General features: G+C 36.1%; 18 protein-coding genes. 11 read left to right on the top strand and 7 right to left on the bottom strand.

Annotated elements, in window-relative coordinates:
- Positions 1-72: 72 nt before the first annotated feature.
- The 5 genes from ACODST_RS08275 to tsaD form a co-directional block, all read right to left on the bottom strand.
- Positions 73-1,026 (bottom strand): zinc metalloprotease, encoded by a 954-nt coding sequence (locus tag ACODST_RS08275; protein WP_488931645.1) that lies wholly within the window; start codon positions 1,024-1,026, stop codon positions 73-75.
- Positions 1,027-1,332: 306 nt separating this feature from the next.
- The gene (locus ACODST_RS08270) at positions 1,333-1,842 is read right to left on the bottom strand and encodes a TrmH family RNA methyltransferase (RefSeq protein WP_488931644.1); all 510 of its coding nucleotides are present in this window, start codon (positions 1,840-1,842) and stop codon (positions 1,333-1,335) included.
- 10 nt (positions 1,843-1,852) lie between these two features.
- On the bottom strand, positions 1,853-2,491 hold the full coding sequence (locus tag ACODST_RS08265; protein WP_488931643.1) for a DUF4159 domain-containing protein: 639 nt from the start codon (positions 2,489-2,491) through the stop codon (positions 1,853-1,855).
- A 16-nt stretch (positions 2,492-2,507) separates the two neighbouring features.
- The gene (locus ACODST_RS08260) at positions 2,508-3,221 is read right to left on the bottom strand and encodes a 16S rRNA (uracil(1498)-N(3))-methyltransferase (RefSeq protein ID WP_488931642.1); all 714 of its coding nucleotides are present in this window, start codon (positions 3,219-3,221) and stop codon (positions 2,508-2,510) included.
- 2 nt (positions 3,222-3,223) lie between these two features.
- Entirely contained in the window at positions 3,224-4,246 is a 1,023-nt protein-coding gene (gene tsaD, locus ACODST_RS08255) for a tRNA (adenosine(37)-N6)-threonylcarbamoyltransferase complex transferase subunit TsaD (RefSeq protein WP_488931641.1), read from the bottom strand.
- A gap of 204 nt (positions 4,247-4,450) precedes the next feature.
- Here tsaD and ACODST_RS08250 point away from each other — a divergent pair, with 204 nt between their 5' ends.
- From ACODST_RS08250 to ACODST_RS08230, 5 genes are all read left to right on the top strand, one after another.
- Positions 4,451-8,932: a translocation/assembly module TamB domain-containing protein gene (locus ACODST_RS08250; protein WP_488931640.1), complete on the top strand. Its 4,482-nt coding sequence runs from the start codon at positions 4,451-4,453 to the stop codon at positions 8,930-8,932.
- 308 nt (positions 8,933-9,240) lie between these two features.
- A complete protein-coding gene (pfkA, locus tag ACODST_RS08245) occupies positions 9,241-10,227 on the top strand; it encodes a 6-phosphofructokinase (protein ID WP_488931639.1) in 987 nt (328 codons plus the stop codon).
- Positions 10,228-10,321: 94 nt separating this feature from the next.
- Complete coding sequence (gene gap, locus ACODST_RS08240; RefSeq protein WP_488931638.1) at positions 10,322-11,326, top strand: type I glyceraldehyde-3-phosphate dehydrogenase; 1,005 nt, start codon at positions 10,322-10,324, stop codon at positions 11,324-11,326.
- A gap of 122 nt (positions 11,327-11,448) precedes the next feature.
- The gene (locus ACODST_RS08235; RefSeq protein WP_488931637.1) at positions 11,449-12,300 is read left to right on the top strand and encodes an N-acetylglucosamine kinase; all 852 of its coding nucleotides are present in this window, start codon (positions 11,449-11,451) and stop codon (positions 12,298-12,300) included.
- 10 nt (positions 12,301-12,310) lie between these two features.
- On the top strand, positions 12,311-12,685 hold the full coding sequence (locus tag ACODST_RS08230; RefSeq protein ID WP_488931731.1) for a methylglyoxal synthase: 375 nt from the start codon (positions 12,311-12,313) through the stop codon (positions 12,683-12,685).
- On the opposite strand, the gene ACODST_RS08225 is transcribed toward ACODST_RS08230, so the two are convergent.
- Both ACODST_RS08225 and ACODST_RS08220 read right to left on the bottom strand, forming a co-directional pair.
- Positions 12,666-13,046 carry a RidA family protein gene (locus ACODST_RS08225; protein WP_488931636.1) on the bottom strand — a complete coding sequence of 127 codons (381 nt, stop codon included), beginning with the start codon at positions 13,044-13,046 and terminating at the stop codon, positions 12,666-12,668. The genes ACODST_RS08230 and ACODST_RS08225 overlap by 20 nt on opposite strands.
- Positions 13,047-13,157: 111 nt before the next feature.
- Complete coding sequence (locus ACODST_RS08220) at positions 13,158-15,860, bottom strand: putative LPS assembly protein LptD (protein WP_488931635.1); 2,703 nt, start codon at positions 15,858-15,860, stop codon at positions 13,158-13,160.
- Between the two features lie 82 nt (positions 15,861-15,942).
- On the opposite strand from ACODST_RS08220, the gene ACODST_RS08215 reads away from it, so the two are divergent.
- From ACODST_RS08215 to bshA, 6 genes are all read left to right on the top strand, one after another.
- Complete coding sequence (locus ACODST_RS08215; RefSeq protein WP_488931634.1) at positions 15,943-17,061, top strand: N-acetylmuramoyl-L-alanine amidase family protein; 1,119 nt, start codon at positions 15,943-15,945, stop codon at positions 17,059-17,061.
- A 51-nt stretch (positions 17,062-17,112) separates the two neighbouring features.
- Positions 17,113-18,078 carry an MlaD family protein gene (locus ACODST_RS08210; RefSeq protein WP_488931633.1) on the top strand — a complete coding sequence of 322 codons (966 nt, stop codon included), beginning with the start codon at positions 17,113-17,115 and terminating at the stop codon, positions 18,076-18,078.
- A 16-nt stretch (positions 18,079-18,094) separates the two neighbouring features.
- The gene (locus tag ACODST_RS08205; RefSeq protein ID WP_488931632.1) at positions 18,095-19,426 is read left to right on the top strand and encodes a 4Fe-4S dicluster domain-containing protein; all 1,332 of its coding nucleotides are present in this window, start codon (positions 18,095-18,097) and stop codon (positions 19,424-19,426) included.
- A 128-nt stretch (positions 19,427-19,554) separates the two neighbouring features.
- Positions 19,555-20,346 carry a (Fe-S)-binding protein gene (locus tag ACODST_RS08200; protein WP_488931631.1) on the top strand — a complete coding sequence of 264 codons (792 nt, stop codon included), beginning with the start codon at positions 19,555-19,557 and terminating at the stop codon, positions 20,344-20,346.
- 97 nt (positions 20,347-20,443) lie between these two features.
- Positions 20,444-20,926 carry an ABC transporter ATPase gene (locus ACODST_RS08195; protein WP_488931630.1) on the top strand — a complete coding sequence of 161 codons (483 nt, stop codon included), beginning with the start codon at positions 20,444-20,446 and terminating at the stop codon, positions 20,924-20,926.
- 609 nt (positions 20,927-21,535) lie between these two features.
- A complete protein-coding gene (bshA, locus tag ACODST_RS08190; RefSeq protein WP_488931629.1) occupies positions 21,536-22,672 on the top strand; it encodes an N-acetyl-alpha-D-glucosaminyl L-malate synthase BshA in 1,137 nt (378 codons plus the stop codon).
- Positions 22,673-22,698 lie beyond the last annotated feature (26 nt).

The raw sequence follows: 22,698 nt of genomic DNA, 5'->3' as shown, positions 1-22,698 counted from the left end.
TTTGAAATTCTACAGGAAGCAAAAAAAAGCGGGATGAACAGATCCCGCTTTTAAAAGTTATTTCTTCAGCAATTATTGTGCAAAAGAATATCTGGCACCTCCACTTGTAAAAATAGCGGCAATTCTGCTTTTTTGTCCTTGTGAGAACATGTACATCGCATTATCATTTACATAATCCATGTAGTTCATAGTCATCTCTACAGGTGTTCCGGAACAAGTACTGTAATGAGGATAAGAAGGAACTCCGTAGTTTGGTGCATTATGCGTTGGAGTATCAGACACTAAGTCGCTTCCGCAGGTAGCATCTCCCCAAATGTGACGTAAGTTCATCCAGTGCCCTACTTCGTGAGTAGCCGTTCTTCCTAAATTGTAAGGAGCATTAGCTGAACCTGATAACCCGAAGTATTTAGGATCAATTACAACTCCGTCTGTAGAAGAAGCTCCACCAGGAAATTGAGCGTACCCTAAAATTCCGCCTCCAATAGTGCAGGACCACATATTAAGCTTTGTTGTCGGAGAAGTAGGTGCGATTCCGCCCTGAGCCGTTTTTTTCATGGCATCATTAGTTCCCCATGATGTTTTAGTTGTAGATTTTCTGATAACCTGATCCAAAACAAAAGTAATTCCAACATTCGCTTTTACACCTGAAAATAATGCCGGTACACTATTGTAATCAGAGTTTAATGCATTGAAATCTTTGTTTAAAACATCAATCTGAGACTGAATCTGCGCATTCGAAATATTTTCAGCAGTTGTTCTGTACAATACATTTACAACTACCGGAATTTCAATTTTACCATTAACCAAACGATTGGTCAGAAGTTTTTTGGCTGTAAAAGCTTCAATCTCGTTCATTCTGATGGCTAAGGTAGGATCGGCTTTTAACTGCGCCTCTAAAACATCCTGTGTCGCACAGCTGCGAAGGGTTGGAGCACTGGCTTCTGCGCCTGTAGCTTCTGCCTGATCGTTTTGACATGAAAACAGCATAAATGCTGAGAAAACTGTAGTAATAATAACTTTTTTCATAATTCTTGGGGGTTTTTGTTATAAAATATTAGTTTTGGTTAACCAGAACGCAATTTTATAACAAAAACTTTTTGTAGCCAAATGTTTATATTAATTTATTTGTGAGAATTTTAACAAACCCTTATATAGTCTAGTTCTTACAAAAATGTTAAAGTTTTTTTTGTGAAGTAAATTCTTAATTATGAATGTTTTAAGAATAAAAAAACTATGATTTAGATTTAATTCTAATCTTTGGATAAAGGAATGATTTGAAAAAGTAGTATTTTACTTTTTTTAGTCGTCGGACTATTTAAAGATAGTTTCTTTTTAAACTTTGGTGTACTGTGAAATAATTTCGTAAAGTGCTATACTGGCTGCCTGAACTACATTCATACTCGAATTTTTTCCAAACATAGTAATGTGTACGGTCTGATGGGAGATTTTTAATAATTCTTCTGAAATACCATTAATTTCGCTTCCTATGATAAGAGCCGTTTTTTTATTTTCGGCAACAGCCGCTTCTTTTAAGGGTTTGCTGTTGGTTGTTATTTCCAAAGAAATGATTTCATAGTGGCTGTCCTGAAGATATTGTATTAATTCTGAAGTTTCTTCAATGATCTGATACGGTACATGAAGATGGGTGCTGCGGGAAGTTTTATTAATTTTTCTGGGTGTCAGCGGAATATTTTTGCCTAAAAAAATGATGTTTTCGACACCAAAAGCTTCGGAAATCCTGAAAAGGGAACCAATATTCTGCTGAAAATAAATATGATCACAAACCAGTGTGACCGGAAATGTTTTCCTTTCAAATTGATTTTCTTCGTGGGTTAACTGCACTTTTTTAATTTTAGTTGGTAAAAATATAATGAATGATGTTGGCTCCCATTTTTAGAGCCTTATCACGCACATTCGCCGGATCATTATGCACTTCGGCATCTTCCCAGCCGTCTCCAAGGTCACATTCATAAGTGTACAATAATACCAGTTTATTGTCGACAAAAATGCCAAATGCCTGCGGGCGGGTTCCGTCATGTTCGTGAATTTTGGGAAGCCCGTTTGGAAAAGGAAAAGGCTTTTGGAAAATGGGATGGCTGGCCGGAATTTCAACCAGGTTATTGTTGGGAAATATTTTTTTGATTTCTTTTCGGATGTACTGATCCATTCCGTAATTGTCATCGATGTGAAGAAAACCGCCTCCGTTTAAATAATTTCTCAGGTTGCTGATATCAGAATCACTGAATACCACATTTCCGTGTCCGGTCATATGTACAAAAGGATACGAAAGTAAATCAGGGTTACCGGGTTCTACCGTTGACGGTTTTGCTTTTATACGGGTATTTATATTCGAATTGCAAAAACGGATTAAATTGGGCAATGAGGTTGGATTGGCATACCAGTCACCGCCGCCGCTGTATTTGAGTAAGGCAATTTCCTGCGAAAAAGAAGCCGTGGAAATCAGTAAGAATAAAATAAAAAGTTTTTTCATCTCTCTTTAGCAGTAATTAATTGGATGTTTCATTAAAAAATACCACACTATGGCAGGCTACAACTGCTGCAGTTTCTGTGCGTAAACGAGTATTTCCTAAAGTTACCGGTTTGTAGTTGTTTTCAATAGCCAGTGCAATTTCTTTCTCAGAAAAATCACCTTCGGGACCAATTAATACAATTACATTTTCATTTGGCTGTAAACTTTCTTTTAAAGACTTTTTATCGGTTTCTTCGCAATGGGCTATAAAATGTAAACCACTGCGTTTTTGCTTAACGAATTCTTTAAATGTTACGGCCGGATTTAGTCGGGGCAGAAACGTTTCGTTAGACTGTTTCATGGCCGATAAAATAATCTTTTCAAAACGTTCCGGGTTAATTACTTTTCTTTCGGAATGGTCACAGATAATCGGGGTGATTTCCTGAATACCTATTTCGGTTGCTTTTTCCAGGAACCATTCAAAGCGATCGTTCATTTTGGTGGGCGCAACGGCCAGATGCAGACGAAATTCAGGTTCGGCTGATTTTTGTATCGAGCGGATATCTACGATACATTTAGTATCAGAAGCCAGTGTGATGGCTGTTTCAAATAGTAAACCGGCTCCGTTGGTTACATACAAAATATCGGAATCTTTCTTTCGTAAAACCTTTACAATATGTCGGCTTTCCTCCTTATCAAAAGAAAAACTTTGAGTGTTTTCGTCTATATCCGGATTATAAAATAACTGCATAATTAAAATTCGATTCTCGCTTTTGAAACTACAGAAGAAGTTTCAAAACGCTTTGATAAATATTTTTGATACCCCACAATTCCAATCATGGCAGCATTATCGGTCGTATATTCAAATTTAGGAATAAAGGTTTTCCAGCCATATTTGGCCTCACTTTCTTTTAAAGTCGTTCTGATTCCGGAGTTTGCCGAAACCCCTCCGCCAATAGCAATTTGTTTAATTCCGGTTTCTTTAACAGCCAGTTTCAGTTTGTCCATTAAAATTTCAATAATGGTATGCTGAATAGAAGCACAGATGTCGTTTAGGTTTTCCTCAATGAAATTAGGGTTTTCCTGCTTGTTTTTCTGGATAAAGTACAAAATGGCTGTTTTTAAACCTGAAAAGCTGAAGTCTAATCCGGGTACTTTAGGTTTGGTAAAAGTAAAGGCTTTCGGGTTTCCTTCTTTGGCATGTTTGTCAATTAAAGGTCCGCCGGGATAAGGTAAGCCCAGAATTTTGGCACTTTTGTCAAAAGCTTCACCAACAGCATCGTCTGTAGTTTCGCCAATGATTTCCATATCAAAAAAGCTGTTCACTTTTACAACCTGTGTGTGTCCGCCGCTGATAGTAAGTGCCAGAAACGGAAATTCAGGTTTGTCGTAACCTTCTTCGTCAATAAAATGAGCCAGTATATGAGCATGCATATGGTTCACGGCAATTAACGGAATGTTTAATGCCAGTGATAATGATTTTCCGAATGAACTTCCCACTAAAAGTGATCCCATTAAACCCGGACCCTGTGTAAAAGCAATAGCACTTAGCTGTTCTTTTTGTACATTTGCTTTACGAAGTGCGGCATCAATAACCGGGACAATGTTCTGCTGGTGTGCTCTTGAAGCCAGTTCAGGAACTACACCGCCATATTGATTGTGAATTAACTGATTGGCCACAACATTTGAGAGAACTTTGTCGTTATGTAAAACTGCGGCGGCAGTGTCATCGCATGAACTTTCGATGGCGAGAATAAAAACCTCTGAATTTTGCATATAAAGGCACGATTTTGGATTATATTTGACAAATCAAATTTTTGAGTTTCTTTGATTGAAGCAGATGCCAAAATTAAAGAATTTTTATCAAAACAGTCGTCCTTTGTCTGTTCAAATTAAATTTATAGAAAAACAATAATAATAGCAGTTATCAAAAGAGTTAAGAAAATAGTATCCAGAACCCTGATTGGCTTAATTTTACTTTTGCTGGTACTGGCTGTCACATTGTCTCTGCCTGTCGTACAGACTAAAATTGCAAGATACATTACCGAAACGCTTAACACTGATTTTAAAACGAACATCAGCATTGAAAAAGCGGCCATTAATATTTTTGGCGGGGTAAAACTTAAAAAAGTACTCATTTTAGATCATCATAAAAAAACACTTATTTACTCGGATATTATTACTACCGATATTCTGAGTATAAAAAGGCTTATAGACGGCGACCTCATTTTTGGTGATGTACGTTTAACAGGTTTGATTTTTAATCTGAAAACCTACAAAAACGAAGACGAAAACAATATGAACAAGTTTATCAGCTTGTTTGAAACGGGAGAGAAAACGCCAAAATCGAATAAACATTTTCTTTTAACAGCCCGTAATGCCTATATTGACGGTGGAAATTTTTCTGTGGTAGACGAAAATAAAAGAACACCCCGATTTTTAGATTTTAAAAAATTAAATGCCTATATCAGCGACTTTAAATTATACGGGCCGGATGTCAATACCATCATTCACAGATTTTCATTTTTAGATCACAGAGGTTTGTATGTTTCTAATTTTGCCGGAAAATTTAGTTATACCAAAAAACAGATTAAAGTTGAAAACCTGGCCATAAAAACCAAAAGATCCTGGATTTATGGTAAAGCCATATTGAACTATAAGATTAAAGACTTCTTGGATTTTACAGATAAAGTTCAGTTCGATGTGGCGCTGGATTCTTCTTCGATAGCGTCTAATGATATTCGTTATTTTTACGACGGACTGGGTAAAAACCAGCATTTTAAACTCAAAACAAAATTAAAAGGACCTTTAAATAATCTGGACCTGAATCATCTGAGACTTAGTGATGCGAATGGTACTAAAATTTTTGGGACTATTAATTTCAGAAACCTGCTGGGAACAAAGGAGCAGAAGTTTTCTATGGACGGAAAATTCGATAAAGTTATTGCCAGTTATGATAATCTTGTTTTTATACTGCCCGGAATCTTAGGGAAAAAGCTTCCTAAAGAGATGAAACGAATAGGCAAGTTTAATATCACAGGAAAGGCAAAAGTCTCAACTACTGATTTGGAAACTGATTTTAAAATAGCGACCGATTTAGGAAACGGTAAAGTAGATCTTCATATGAATAATATGGATTTTATCGATAAAGCTTCCTATTCCGGTAATATTGTTCTGGACAATTTCAATGTCGGAGTCCTGCTGGGCCGAAAGGATATTGGCAGAACGACCCTCAATCTGGATGTAGACGGAGTCGGTTTTACCGAAAAATACCTGAATACTATTATTAAAGGGGATATTTCGAAACTGTATTACAATAATTACAATTACAGTAATATTGTGGTTAATGGTAATTTTAAGCTGCCATATTATAAAGGACAGATTTCAGTTAGTGATCCTAATTTAGGCTTAACATTTGACGGACTGGTTGATTTAAGTAAAAAGGTAAGCCGTTATGATTTCCATATCAATGTTGAAAATTCAGATTTACGAAAGTTAAAATTTGTCAATGATTCGATTTCTCGTTTTAAAGGAGATGCCGTTGTTCAGGTAACCGGAAATTCTATCGAAAATCTTCAGGGGAATATTATTATCAAAGATGCTGAATATCAAAATCCGCAGGCGGCTTATGTGTTTGATGAAGTGATTATAAGTTCCAATTTTGATGCCGATAAACTTCGAACAATCACTATTAATTCTTCGGATATAGTAGAAGGGAAAATAGTAGGTAAATTCCAGTTTGGCCAGTTAGATAAACTGGTGATGAATTCGGTGGGAAGCCTGTATACCAACTACAAACCTTATAAAGTAAAAAAGGGGCAGTTTCTCCGTTTTAATTTTCATGTATATAATAAGGTAGTAGAAATGCTGTATCCTGATATTAAAATCGATTCCAGTACCGTGGTGAGAGGAAAAATAGATTCGGATCTGCAGGAATTTAAATTTGGTTTCAGGTCTAAGCAGATTAATGCTGCTAAAAATACTTTTGACAATATCCGGATCAGCATCGATAATAAAAACCCGCTTTATAATGCCTTTGTTGAACTGGACAGTATTAAAACCCCTTATTATAAAATACGCGATTTTAATTTAATCAATGTCACTTCAAAAGATACTTTGTTTGTGCGTTCTGAGTTCAAAGGGGGAGACAAAGGACAGGATTATTTCAATCTGGATTTATTTCATACCATCGATAAAAAGAAAAACAATATCGTTGGGATTAAAAAATCGGAAATGAAGTTTAAAGATTATTTATGGTATTTGAATGAAGATGCTAATAAAGACAATCAAATTGTTTTTGATCAGTATTTTAAAAACTTTACCATTGATAATATTGTATTGTCGCACGAGAATCAAAAGATTGATTTAAATGGTATTATTAAAGGTAAGGATTATAAAGACGTTGTTCTAACTTTTGAAGATGTTGACATCAATAAGATTACACCTTACAACTCGAAGTTTGTTTTTAATGGAAATTTAAACGGGAGTATCAACTATAAGCAGAACAGGGATGTTTACCAGCCTACAGCCAATATTGTGGTAGATCATCTTAATTTGAATAAAATTGATTTAGGTACCCTGAATTTTGATATTTCGGGTGACCAGAGTTTTAAGAAGTTCACGGTAAATTCCTCAATTGTAAACGGATTTGCGGAATCGTTCAGGGCAAACGGTACTTTTGCTGTAGAAAACAAAGAAACATTCCTGGATTTGAATTTAAAACTTGAAGGTTTTAACCTGGCTACTTTAGGAACTGTAGGAGGCGATGTTTTGTCTAATATCAGAGGATCGGTTTCGGGGAATGCCGCGGTAGTCGGGAATGTTAAAAAACCGGAAATTAACGGACGTTTGTATGTTGAAAAAGCCGGAATGACCATTCCGTACCTGAATACCGATTACGAATTGAGCGACCGTACGGTGATTGATTTAACCGATGAGAAATTTCTGTTTAGAAACAATCAGCTTACCGATACTAAATATGGTACCAAGGGACTGCTGAACGGAACAATAGAGCATCATAATTTTGGCGACTGGAAACTGGATCTGACCGTTACTTCAAAACGACTGGTAGCGCTGGATACAAAAGACAGTGAAGATGCGGCTTATTTTGGAACCGCCTTTATAAACGGGACCGCTAGTATTAAAGGACCAACCGAAAGTTTGTTTATTAAGGTAGATGCTAAATCTGAAAAAGGAACCGAAGTTAAGATTCCAATCAGTAATGTCCAGAACTCCGGTGAAAGCAGCTGGATCCATTTTGTGACGCCAAAAGAAAAATACAACCTCTCTAAGGGTATTGTAGAAAGAACCCGAAACTATAATGGTCTGGAACTGGAGTTTGACTTTGATATTACACCAGATGCCGAGGTAGAGGTAATTCTCGACAGAAATTCCGGTCATGGTATGAAAGGAAAAGGATACGGTTCGTTACTGTTTAAAATTAATACTCTGGGTAAATTTAATATGTGGGGGGATTTCCAGGCTTACGAAGGAACCTATAACTTTAAGTACGGCGGATTGATTGATAAAAAGTTTGCGGTTAAAAAAGGAGGTTCTATTATCTGGGAAGGTAACCCGATGAAAGCACAGCTGAATTTAGAAGCCGTTTACAGGACTTCGGCAAACCCGGCTGTATTACTGGATAACTCTTCTTTTAATAAAAAAGTTCCGGTAGAAGTTGTAATTGGTTTAAGAGGAGATTTAACAAGTCCCGAGCCTAATTTTGATATTCAGTTCCCTTCGGTGAGTAATGTATTGAAATCGGAAATACAATATAAACTGGACGACAAAGATATTCGTCAGACTCAGGCTTTGTATCTGTTGTCTACAGGATCCTTTATGAGCCAGGACGGATTTAATCAAAGTGATTTATCGGGAACCTTTGCCGAAACTGCAGCCAGTCTGCTGGGGAATATTATAAAATCGGATAATGATCTTATTGATATTAACCTGAATTTTATCTCGGCCGACAGGAGGTTAGGGCAGGAAGCAGACGGGCAGTTTGTAGCCAATATTTCTTCACAAATTAACGAAAGGATTTCAATCAACGGTAAAGTAGGGGTTCCGGTTGGAGGTGTAAACGAATCTGCTATTGTAGGGGATATTGAAATTTTGTATCGTGTAAATGAAGACGGATCCATGAACCTGCGTTTGTTTAATAAGGAAAACGATATTAATTACATAGGACAGGGAATAGGATATACGCAGGGTGTGGGTATCTCGTATGAGGTTGATTTTGATACGTTCAGCGAATTGGTAAACAAACTGTTTAAAAGTCATAAACTTGAAAGAGCTATAAAAAAATCAGACGATTATCAGGATTCTAATCTAAACCCTGATTATCTGAATTTTAAAAGTGCTAAAGAAGCGGAGAAGGAGAAAAAGAAACCAGAGAAAGAAGAAGAGAAAAAACCGAGACCTCAGAACAATAATGAAGGCCTGATTCCGGATAACGATTTTTAGCCTGCTGTTAAAAAAATACTATAAAAACCCATTCGCTGTGTCGAATGGGTTTTTTTATGCTAATTTTATAGTTTTGGTTGTTTTTGCCAAAGTTTTGAATTTAAGATTTTTATAACACTTCATTTGTCTAATGTTAATTTTAAAGAATTAATTAAAAAATGGGGTATTTATTATTGTAAATGAAATTTTTGGTATTAAAAAACTTATTAACGAAAACGTTTGAATTTAACAGATTTTATTAATTAATAATAAATACAACCTGAAAAGTGATGAATGTTTGCTAATTTTACAACTTTAATACTTAAATAATGTCAAAAACAATAAAAAAAGTAGGTGTTCTGACCTCTGGGGGAGATTCACCTGGAATGAATGCTGCAATACGATCTGTTGTTCGAACATGTGCTTTTCATAATATAGAATGCATAGGGATTTATAGAGGGTATCAAGGAATGATCGAAGGAGATTTTAAAGAAATGGGTCCCCGTAGTGTAAACAATATTGTAAATAAAGGAGGAACGATCCTGAAATCAGCCCGTTCAGTTGACTTTAGAACACCGGAAGGTAGAAAAAAGGCGCACGAAAACCTTTTAAAAGCCGGGGTAGATGCGCTGGTTGTAATTGGTGGTGACGGAAGTTTTACCGGAGGTTTGGTGTTTAATTCAGAATACAATTTTCCTGTAATGGGAATTCCGGGTACAATTGATAACGATATTTACGGTACAAGCTATACGTTGGGTTATGACACTGCTTTGAATACTGTTGTTGACTGTATTGATAAAATCAGAGATACTGCCAGTTCGCATAACCGTTTGTTCTTTGTAGAGGTTATGGGAAGAGATGCTGGTCACATTGCCCTTAATGCCGGAATTGGTGCCGGTGCAGAAGAAATTCTTATTCCTGAAGAAGACTTGGGTCTTGACAGACTTTTAGATTCTCTTCAAAAAAGTAAAGCTTCAGGAAAATCATCCAGTATAGTAGTAATTGCCGAAGGAGATAAAATTGGTAAAAACGTATTCGAATTGAAAGATTATGTTGAAGCTAATTTACCTGAATATGATGTGCGTGTTTCGGTATTAGGACACATGCAGCGTGGTGGTTCACCATCTTGTTTTGACCGTGTACTGGCAAGCCGTTTAGGTGTAAAAGCAGTAGAATCTTTATTAGAAGGAAAATCCAACTATATGGTTGGGGTTAGAGAAGATAAAGTAGTTTTAACTCCGCTTGAGCAGGCAATCAAAGGGAAATCTGAAATCGACAGAGAATTATTAAGAGTGTCAGACATTATGTCGACATAATATATAAGACAAAAGTTTAAAAAGAAAAGAAGTTTATTGTGAGGAAATTAGACTTTGAATTAGTGTAATAAAAACAAAAGCAAAATTTAGTAAAATGTCAAAAGTAAAATTAGGAATAAACGGATTTGGACGTATCGGAAGAATCGTTTTTAGAGAGTCTTTTAACAGAGATAATGTAGAGGTTGTAGCGATCAATGATTTATTAGATGTAGATCACTTGGCTTACTTATTAAAATATGATTCAGTTCACGGTCGTTTCGACGGAACTGTAGAAGTTAAAGAAGGAAAATTATATGTAAACGGAAGAAATATCCGTATCACGGCAGAAAGAAACCCTGCTGACTTAAAATGGAACGAAGTTGATGTAGATGTAGTAGCTGAATGTACTGGTATCTTCACAACTGTTGAAACTGCAAGCGAGCACTTAAAAGGCGGAGCTAAAAAAGTAATCATTTCTGCTCCTTCTGCTGATGCTCCAATGTTTGTAATGGGAGTAAACCACGAAACTGCAAAAGCTTCTGATTTAGTTGTTTCTAACGCTTCTTGTACTACAAACTGTTTAGCTCCTTTAGCTAAAGTAATCAATGATAACTTCGGAATTGTTGAAGGTTTAATGACTACAGTTCACGCAACTACTTCAACTCAAATGACTGCTGACGGACCTTCCAGAAAAGACTGGAGAGGTGGACGTGCTGCTGCTATCAACATCATTCCTTCTTCAACAGGTGCTGCTAAAGCGGTTGGAAAAGTTATTCCTGAATTGAATGGAAAATTAACTGGTATGGCTTTCCGTGTTCCTACAGCTGACGTTTCTACAGTAGATTTAACTGTAAAAGTGGCTAAAGAAACTTCTTATGAGGAAATTATGGCTGTATTGAAAAAAGCTTCTGAAAACGAATTAAAAGGAATCTTAGGATATACTGAAGATGCAGTAGTTTCTCAGGACTTTATTTCTGATAAAAGAACTTCTATCATTGACGCTACTGCAGGAATTGGTTTAAATTCAACTTTCTTCAAATTAGTATCATGGTATGACAATGAGTACGGATACTCAAGCAAATTGATCGATTTATCTGTGCATATCGCAGGTTTAAAATAATAATACATATTTTTGCAAAATCCCGTTATCACCAAGTAACGGGATTTTCTTATTTTGTTACGTCTTTAATTAATGTAAAAAATACACTTATTGAAGAAAAACTAATCCAAAAAACAAAAGAAATGAAATTAATAGTTGACAGTGGAAGTACTAAAGCCGATTGGATTGCAATTGATGATAATGGAAAAGTATTGTTCACAACACAAACCTTAGGATTAAATCCTGAAATCCTTGACGGACCGGAAATTATTTCAAGACTAAACGATCGTTTTGATATTTTACAAAATAAAAAAAATGCAACACATTTGTTCTTCTACGGAGCTGGATGTGGAACTGAAAGAATGCAGCAGTTTTTAAAGCAGGTATTTCAGGAGTATTTTTCGAATGCTATTGTAGATGTTCAGGAAGATACATACGCGGCTGTTTATGCTACAACTCCAAAAGGCGAAGAAGCAATCGTATCGATCTTAGGAACCGGGTCAAACTGCAGTTACTTTGATGGTAAAGTATTGCATCAAAAAGTTCAGTCATTAGGATATATCGTAATGGATGACTGCAGCGGAAACGTTTTTGGAAAAGAACTAATCAGAAAATACTATTTTAATAAAATGCCTAAGGAACTGGCTGTTGAACTTGAAAAAGAGTACGATGTTGATCCTGATTTTATTAAAAACAAATTATATAAAGAGCCAAATCCGAATGCTTATTTAGCGACTTATGCTAAGTTTTTAATCAAACATAAAGACACTGAATTCTGCCGAAAAATTATTTTCAAAGGAATGAAATCTTTTGTAAAAAACTACATCAGACAGTTTGATAACTGCAAGGAAGTTCCGGTACATTTTGTTGGTTCTATTGCCTTTTATCTGAAAGATGAATTACAGGAAACTTTCGATAAATACGAGCTTAAATTAGGAAATGTATTAAGAAGACCTATTGATGGTTTAATTGCTTACCATGTCGCTAATCAATAGTTCCGGGTTTATGGAAATTGCCATTATTGCACATGATGGTAAAAAAGCAGATTTAATTGATTTTTTAATTAAAAATGAAGCGGTACTGCACCATGAAAAAATCAGATTGATTGGTACAGGAACTACCGGAGGAAAAGCGGAAGCAGCGGGATTTAAAACGCAGAGAATGCTTTCGGGACCTTTAGGAGGTGATGCGCAGATTGCTGGCAGGGTAGCAGAAGGAATAACCAATATGGTGTTCTTTTTTAAAGACCCTTTGTCAAGCCATCCTCATGAAGCAGATATCAATATGCTGATTCGTGTTTGTGATGTACATAATGTGCCGCTGGCAACCAATGAAGCAACGGCACAATTATTATTAAATGCTATTGCACAGCAATTATAGAAATTTCAACATTTACATTTTTAGGCAGACATGCCACCTGAACCGTTTCACGTGCTGGAGCGGTTTTTTCATTAAAATACGATCCGTAAACTGTATTGATCGCACCAAAATTATTCATGTCCATAATGAAAATGGTTGATTTAACAACATTTTCAAAAGTCATATCGGCAGCTTCAAGAATTGCAGCAATATTCTGCATTACCTGATGCGTTTCATCGTTAATATTGTCAGTTATCAAATCTCCGGTTGCCGGATTAATGGCAATTTGCCCGGAAGCATAAAGAGTATTGCCTGATAAAACAGCCTGGTTATAAGGGCCGATAGGAGCCGGGGCTTTTTCGGTAAAGATTATTTTTTTCATATCTCGTTGTATTTACTTTTTAGAAAAATAAGGAACTGTCGTTTTCTTTGTTGAGATCTGTAGATTAAACAACGGTTGTTTTGTAATAAATAAAGCGTTTTAAGCAGCGATTTATCTGTTTAAAGTACTTCGTTTATTCCACTTAATATCGCTTAACATACCGGATTTAATTCCAATAAAGAAATTCCAGTTAGAGTTTGTTCCAAGAGGTGTCCAGTTAAAAGCCATTCTCCAGCTCAATAAATCCCTTTCAAAACGGAACTGGGTAAAAGTAACCCCTTTTTGTACAAAATCGTAACCGGTAGAAACTCCACCTTTCCATTTTGGCGTAATGTCCATATTAGCAGAAATCATGATCGAGTTTCCGGTAATTTTATTTTCACGGGCTGCATTAGAATAAGTTAAGGAATAAGCCATTGTCATATCCCATGGTATTTTAGAACTGAAAAACTCAGATATAACATCTTCTTCCCGGTCCGGCTCATTAGCAAACTGACTGTTCCGGCTGTCGTTTAAGTCGGTATTGGTTCCAAATAAGTCGTCATTTCGACCTCCGTTTCGCTGGCTTTGAGTGTTTTTTTCTTTTCCGGAATCTTTGTTCGAAAACGAATAGTTCATGGTAATATTGGCACTAGTCATTCTGAATAAACTTCCGCCGTTGTCAATGTTGTACTTGTTGATTACGTTACCGGCATTATCGATAGCGTAAGGGTTTAAAACAGCTCCAAAGTTCATATTCATTTTATTGTCAAAAAACTGCGTTCCGCCGCTTACTACAATAGGCTGCCATGCCAGAGTCTGTTTTCCGTCTGCACTAAAATTGTAACTCGTATTAAAGTTTAAATTGTTTAACAGCATGATTTTTTTAGGTTCTGTTTTTGTGCTGTCGCGGTCCCTTACTTTGGCTTCAAAAGTGTTGCTTAAAGAGAAACCTACAATGTTGGAGTTGCTTAGTCCTGGTGCTCCGTAAATACCTCCTGCAAATCTCGAATACTGATCTGTCGAGATTTTACCGGCTGCATCTACCGTATAATAGTCATAATATCTTTCAAAACTTGGTGTATAGGAATACGTTATACTTGGTCTCATGACGTGACGTATAGCCTGAATTCTTTTGTCTTCGCCAAAATTAAACGTACCATAAATAGTTGTTCCTAAATTGGTGCTCAGATTATAAGTCCGGTAAGAATCAAAACCATTTATTGTTTTGTCTGCTACCACACCCTGACTGGCATCAAATCCTTTTTCAATAGTTTTAGTAACCCAGGTTTCCTGATAATTTGTGGAAGCTCCTGCACTAAAATATTTGAATATTTTGAAGTTGGTACTAATAGGAATAGAGTGCTGCATTCCTATCTGGGCATCTCTGAACATCTGCGGTTTAAAAAAAAGCGAATCGGTAGTGGTGATACTGTTTTTACCTGTTACGTTGTATTGTAAGTTGATGTTTTTTATAAAACCTTTTTTTACCCCGTCTTTACCTACAAACGGATAAACACGGTCAATACTTCCCTGCAGGTTTGGAAGTGTCATGATAATCTGTTCGGTCTGCGTATTCTGCTGGTGGGTAGCTGATAACGAAATACGGGATCCCGGTATAGTGTTAAAGGTTTTATTGTATGAAATAGAAGAACTTAAAGTATTGTTCAGGTTAGATCCAACGTTGGCCTGGTTGATAGAACGCTGGAAGTATTTACTACTACCCATATTCACAGAAGCAGAGAAAGTCGAATTTGGATTAGACTTGGTGTCTTTAGAGTGTGACCATTGGATGTTGTAAATATTCTGTTTCGAATAATCAGGATATCCTCTCTCACTGCTGATCAGGTTTTCAAAGCGGATATTAACATTTCCGCGGTATTTGTATCGGGTGGCATAGGCGGATTCAAAACGCATAGCATAACTTCCGTTGGTATAGTAGTCACCCAGCACCGTCAAATCATAATTATCGCTTAAAGCAAAGTAATACCCTCCGTTTTGTAATGAGAAACCTCTGGTATTGGAATCGTTATAACTAGGAATTATGATACCTGAAACACTTTTTTCCTGACTTAAAGGGAAAAAACCATAAGGCAGTGCCAATGGTGTAGGGACATCTGCAATTACCATTTGAGTTAAACCGGCTACGATTTTTTTACCCGGTACAAACTTAATTTTGTTGGTCTGGAAGTAATATTCCGGATTGTCAATATCCGAAGCAGTAGTAATACGTGCTCCTTTCAGATAATAAACAGAATCATTTTCTTTTTTAGTAACAGCGGCTTTAATATTAAGTTCTCCCTGTTTGGTTCTTGAATTGTATATTAAGGCTTTTTTTGTTTTAAAATTAAAACGGATAGAGTCCGGCTGTACTTCACTGGTTCCCTGTTTAAAGTTAGGGTATTGTATCAAAACTCCGGCAGAATCCTTTATCCTTCCGGCATATACTTCGTCATTTTGGTAATCTAAAACAATGATACCCGATTTTAATTCGACATCCTTATAATACAATTCGGCTTCATTGTACAAAGTAATCAGTTTTTTCTTCTGATCGATTTTAGCATAATCTTTAGCTTTGTACTTTACTTTTCCGTCCAGAAAAGTCTTTGTGGGCCTGACAGTATCAAGTTTTATAGTGTCATTTGGAATTATTTTGGGTTTATCTTCTTGTTTTGCAGCGGGTAAGGGCTTTTTTTTAGGTTTTGTTTCCTGCGAATATAAATTACCATATCCTAAAGTTAGGAAAAATGATATTAAAACGATATTAAATAAGTTTGTCTGCAAAGGTTTAAATGCTATTTTTGTAAAATTATGGCTTGTTTTTTGACATGTCAAACTTACATATAATTTTTTGGCAAAAATAATCAATTGTAAAAATTATAACAGCTGCGTTTTATTAAAATTAACTTTTAAATTTATGAATGGTTTCAACAAAATGAAGGTAATCTTTACTTTTTTTCTAACAATAGTCTCATTTTGCGCCTACAGTCAGTCAAATGTTTTTAAAGTAACACTTGATGCCGGTCACGGAGATCACGACTTTGGTGCAGTTTACAGCGGACGGATTGAAAAAAATATTGCATTAGCTATTGTTTTGAAAGTGGGGAAAATTTTAGAGCTTAATCCGAATATCAATGTAATCTATACCCGTAAAACCGACGTGTTTATCGATTTGGTCGAAAGAGCCAATATTGCCAACAGAGCCAATTCGAATATTTTTGTTTCAATACACTGTAATGCTAATAAAAATACAGCAGCAGACGGTACGGAAACGTATGTAATGGGTTTAAGTAAAGTAGCCTCAAATTTGGAAGCTGCAAAAAAAGAGAACTCGGTAATTACTCTTGAAAAAGATTATAAACGTAAATACGAAGGTTTCGATCCTAATTCTCCTGAATCTATGATTGGAATGACCTTAATGCAGGAAGAGTATCTGGATAACAGTATTTCGCTGGCCAGTAAAATTGAAGATAACTTTGAAAGACTGGGTAAAAAAATCAGACAGGGAGGTGTGAAACAGGCTCCGTTTATGGTACTTCACAAAGCTTATATGCCGAGAGTTTTAGTAGAAACAGGTTTTATTTCTAACCCAGCCGAAGGAAATATACTCAATTCAGAAGAAGGTCAGGACGATATTGCCAAAGCGATTGCTGAAGCCATCTTAAGTTATAAAAGAGAATATTTTGGTTCCGGGACTCCCGAAGCGGCCGAAGCAAAACCGGTAAAAGACACTTCTACTCCTGCTAAAACTAAAACCGTAGAAACCGTAAAAAATGCTCCAAAAGGAACTTTCTTTAAAGTACAGCTTATTGCCAGTATCAAAAACACACCGCTGGAGCCTAAAAACTTTAAAGGTTTAAAAAATGTAACGATGGTATACGAAAATAATATTTACAAATATTTCTATCAGGAAACCTCTAATTACGAAACCGCCAAAAAATATCTGGAAGAGGCTAAGGATAAAGGATATGGCGCTGCTTTTTTGGTAGCTACCAAAGACGGAGAGAAGATTAGTATCCAGGACGCTGTTAAATAATCGTCACAAGTTCGGATATTTGTATTAATTTTGTAACAAACACTTAGAATTTTGAAAGTAACAAGAGAAATTAAAACGGCTATTTTAGTCATCGCATCAATATTATTATTTATCTGGGGATACAGTTTTTTAAAAGGAAAAGACCTTTTTACCGATTATCATACCTTGTATGTGGAATACGATAATGTAGAAGATTTATCACCGTCAGCTGCCGTTACTTTAAACGGACTGGCTATTGGAAAAGTAAATAAAATTACTATTAATAAAGATACCGGAAAACTTCTGGTTGAACTTCAGCTGAAAACTGATTTTCCAATTTCTAAAACCAGTAAAGCGGCTTTATATTCACCAAGTTTAATAGGCGGAAAACAAATCAAAATTCTTCCAAATCTTGCTGATTCAGAACCGTCAGAGGACGGACAGAAACTGGATGCGGCAGTTGAATTAGGATTAACTGAATCTTTAGGGGGAAAAATTGAGCCAATTGAACAAAAACTCAATGCAATGCTTGTCAATATTGACAATCTGGTGAGCGGACTGAACAATGTTTTAGACAAAAAAGGACAGGCAGATTTAAAGAAAACTTTAGCCGAGCTGAGCCAGACCATGGAACAGTTTCATAAAGCTTCAGGAAGTATCAATACTATTTTAGATACTAATAAATCCCAGATTAACGGAGTCGTGACGAATTTTAATAAAATGTCAAGTAACTTCAATAAAATATCGGATTCTTTAAACAAAGCCGATTTAGGAAAAACGGTTCGTAACCTTAATCAGGCGCTTGCTAAAGTTGACGGTTTAATGGCTAATTTAAATTCAGGAAAAGGCACCGCAGGTAAATTGCTGAACGACGATGCGTTGTATAATAACCTGGCAAAAACATCAAAGGAGCTTGAATTGTTATTGCAGGATGTTCGTTTATACCCAACCCGTTATGTAAATGTTTCCCTTTTTGGAAAGAAAAACAAACCTTATGTAGCACCTGCTGAAGATACAAATTCAACTGATAAAAAATAATAAACTTTAATAAAGAATGGGCTATTTAGACAATATTTTGTTTGCTGTTCTTCTGATAGCAGGCTTTGGCTTTTTTGCGGTGAGTGTAAAAAAGATCATCAGAAATATTAAGTTAGGAGTCGACGTTGATCGTAAAGACAATCCGAAAGAACGCTGGAAAAACATGGCGCTGATTGCTTTGGGACAGTCTAAAATGGTACGAAGACCCATAGCCGGAGTTCTGCATATTGTAGTTTATGTAGGTTTTATAATTATTAATATCGAACTGCTTGAGATTATTATCGATGGTTTGTTTGGTACCCACAGAATTTTTGCACCTTATTTAGGTGTCGTATACGATGTTTTAATTGCTTCTTTTGAAATACTGGCTATTTTGGTAATTGCTGCCGTAACGGTATTCTGGATCAGAAGAAATGTTGTGAAATTAAAACGTTTTATCAATCCGGATCTGAACGGTTTCCCAAAAAGTGATGCCAATTACATTTTGTATTTTGAAACAGTTCTGATGATCCTGTTTTTGTTGATGAATGCTGCCGATCTGCATTTGCAGAGTGTTCCGGGAGGTGTTTTTCATAGAGCAGGAAGTTTTCCGGTAAGTCAGTTTATAGCGCCTCTTTTTAACGGTATGTCCAATGAATTGGTGGTGATTTTATTTGAAGCTTTCTGGTGGCTGCACATTGTTGGTATTTTAGTGTTTATGAACTATCTGTATTTTTCAAAACACCTGCATATACTTTTGGCTTTCCCGAATACTTATTTTGCCAATTTGAAACCGGAAGGACAGTTTGATAATTTAGCTTCGGTGACCAAAGAAGTGAAATTAATGATGGATCCTAATGCCGATCCGTTTGCAGCTGCTCCGGCCGATGAGAATGCCGTTCCATCAAAATTTGGAGCCAGCGACGTTCAGGATTTAAACTGGGTACAGCTTTTAAATGCTTATACCTGTACAGAATGCGGACGCTGTACTTCTTCGTGTCCGGCCAACCAGACCGGAAAAAAATTGTCTCCCCGTAAAATTATGATGGACACAAGAGATCGTTTACAGGAAGTAGGGAAAAATATAGATGCCAACAAAGGTGTTTTTGTACCAGATAATAAGTCTTTATTAAATGATTATATCACTCCCGAAGAATTATGGGCCTGTACATCCTGTAATGCCTGTGTAGAAGAATGTCCGGTAAATATCAGTCCGTTATCGATCATTATGGATATGCGCCGCTATTTAGTAATGGAGCAGAGTGCCGCACCAATGCCGCTAAATGCCATGATGACGAATATTGAAAACAATGGGGCACCGTGGCAGTACAGCCAGCAGGACCGTTTAAACTGGAAAAACGAGAATTAAAAAAGTTTAATCGGTTATTTGTGTAACCGTTTAATAGATTTGAAAATATTTAAGGTTTTTGGTAAGGTTGTGACAAAGAGTGTGATTAACCAAATAAACGATTAACCTATTTAACAAAAGTGAGAGAGATGTCAGAAAGTTTAGTAGTACCAACAATGGCAGAAATGCTGGCAGAAGGAAAACAACCGGAAGTTTTGTTTTGGGTAGGATGTGCAGGAAGTTTTGATGATAGAGCAAAAAAGATTACAAAAGCTTTTGTGCGTATTTTAAACCGTACAAATGTTTCTTTTGCCGTTTTAGGTACAGAAGAAAGCTGTACAGGAGATCCTGCTAAAAGAGCTGGTAACGAATTTTTGTTTCAGATGCAGGCCATGATGAATATTGAAGTCCTGAATGCTTACGAGGCAAAGAAAATTGTTACGGCTTGTCCACACTGTTTTAATACACTAAAAAATGAATATCCTGAATTGGGAGGAAATTACGAGGTTATTCATCATACAGAGTTTTTAAAATCGTTAATTAATGATGGAAGACTGACTGTAGAGGGCGGACAGTTTAAAGGAAAGAAAATTACTTTTCATGATCCATGTTATTTAGGAAGAGCAAACAAAGTTTATGAAGCGCCCAGAGATTTAATTGAGAAACTGGATGTTGAATTAGTTGAGATGAAACGTTCTAAAGCCAACGGTTTATGCTGTGGGGCAGGAGGAGCTCAGATGTTTAAAGATGCGGAGCCCGGAAATAAAGAAGTAAATGTACTGCGTACAGAAGATGCACTGGAAGTACAGCCTGATATTATTGCTGCCGGATGTCCGTTTTGCAACACTATGTTAACTGATGGTATCAAGCATGCACATAAAGAGGGTGACGTAAAAGTAATGGACATTGCGGAGTTAATTGCAAATGCACAGGATCTTTAAAAAAGATAGTAAGGTTCTGAGGTACTAAATTACTAAGGTTGTTAGTCTGAAGTACTTTAAAGAATCTAAAAGCAACAATCTAAAATTTAAAATTAAAATGTATATACCTTTTGAAAATTTACCTGGTGAATCAAAAGTGTGGATTTACCAATCGAACAGAAAATTTTCTGAGGAAGAGTTTTCTGAAATAGAAACCGATTTAAAAGCTTTTGTAGAAGAATGGGCCGCACATGGAACCAGTCTTGAAGCTTCTTTTCTGTTGAAATATAACCGTTTTATTATTCTGGCTGTAAATCAGGAAGTGCAGGCTGCAACTGGTTGTTCTATTGACAGCTCAGTTGAGTTTATTCAGGGATTAGAGAAAAAGTATAACGTTGATTTACTTGATAAAATGAATGTTACTTTTAAACTGGGCGAACATATTGCACACAAACCTTTGATCGATTTTAAGAAAATGGTCAAGGATAAAGCGGTAACCGCAAATACAGTTGTTTTTAACAATCTCGTTACCAATATTGAAGAGTTTAATGAAGCCTGGGAAGTTCCGGCTGCAGACAGCTGGCACAGCAGGTTTTTCTAATAAAAAATAGGATAAGGACAAAGGCATGAAATTTAGGTTTCATGCCTTTTTTTGTTGTTTGCTTCGCCAGTTTGGATAAAATCTCGTTTAAAGTTTCAGGTTTTATCAGGAATGACAAAATAATGGTTTTAACTTTATCAAAGTTTTTAAATTTGACAAAGTTCGCTGAGATTAGTTTTGGATATAATTTTATATTATGAAAACATTAAAAATAATAGTCATTACACTTATTCTTTTGGTTTTAATTGCTTTTTTTATACTTGATTATTTTACAGGCCAAATGTTTAAAGGTCTGCATCCTTCCTGATTTTTTGAGGAGAAGTGATTGTAAAAACAAAAAGATTCTATCTAGCCCCGATGGAAGCGGTATCTCCCGATTTAGAAAAACAAGGCTTTTTCGGCCGTAGTTTTTGTTAATCGGGAATTTAGCGAACAGCGGGAGAGAAGGTTCTCCAGGTAACGACTTTTCCTGCTCCTGATTAAAATTAAAAGCGAATAGAATCTAACTGTCTAATTATCTGAGATCTCTAAGGATTTACAAAAATCTAACAATTCAAAAGGTCAATTCAACGCTATTTTTGAGTATTTTCGTAGAATTAAATTTAATCCATGAAAATAGCAATAGTTTGTTATCCAACATTTGGCGGTAGTGGTGTAGTAGCTACAGAATTAGGCCTTGAGCTAGCCAGACGAGGACACGAAATACACTTTATAACGTATAGTCAGCCGGTGAGACTGGCACTTTTGAATCCTAATGTTCATTATCACGAAGTAAACGTTCCGGAATATCCTCTTTTTCATTATCAGCCTTACGAACTGGCTTTGTCCAGTAAGCTGGTAGATATGGTGAAATTGTATAAAATTGAACTGCTGCATGTGCATTATGCCATTCCTCATGCTTATGCAGGTTATATGGCAAAACAGATGCTGAAAAACGAAGGAATTAACCTTCCAATGATTACCACTCTGCACGGAACTGACATCACACTGGTAGGAAACCATCCGTTTTATAAACCGGCGGTAACGTTCAGTATAAATAAATCAGATTATGTGACATCAGTTTCACAAAGTCTGAAAGATGATACTCTGAAATTGTTCAAAATTAAAAATAAGATAAAGGTAATCCCTAATTTTATTGAACTGGACAAAGTGAAAAAAGATCCAAATGCTCCGTGCCATCGTTATGTAATGGCTAAAGAAGAGGAACGTATTGTGACCCATATCAGCAACTTCAGAAAAGTAAAACGCATTCCGGATATCATCAAGATTTTTTATAATATCCAGAAAGAGATGCCTGCCAAACTAATGATGGTAGGTGACGGACCTGAGAAAGAAAAAGCAGAGGTTTTGTGCATGGAACTGGGAATTTACGACAAAGTAATTTTCTTTGGAAACAGCAATGAGATTGATAAGATTTTATGTATGACCGATTTGTTTTTACTTCCTTCAGAAACAGAAAGTTTCGGACTGGCAGCGCTGGAAGCTATGGCCTGCGGTGTACCGGTTATTTCAAGTAATTCAGGAGGTCTGCCGGAAGTTAATTTTGACGGGGTTTCGGGGTATTTAAGTAATGTAGGCGATGTCGAAGAAATGGCGGCCAATGCTGTTAAAATCTTAAAAGATGATAAAACACTGAGTGAGTTTAAAGCCAATGCACTGGAAGTAGCCAGAAAATTTGATATTAAAAACATTCTGCCTAAGTATGAAGCTTTATATCAAAAAGCAATAGACGATTATAAAGAATAGAAATAGTAATCTGAAAATTTGAGTAC

The sequence above is a fragment of the Flavobacterium sp. FG19 genome, from assembly GCF_057809475.1.
Note: the sequence above shows the minus strand (reverse complement) of the source record. Positions and strands in the feature narration are given on the sequence as shown.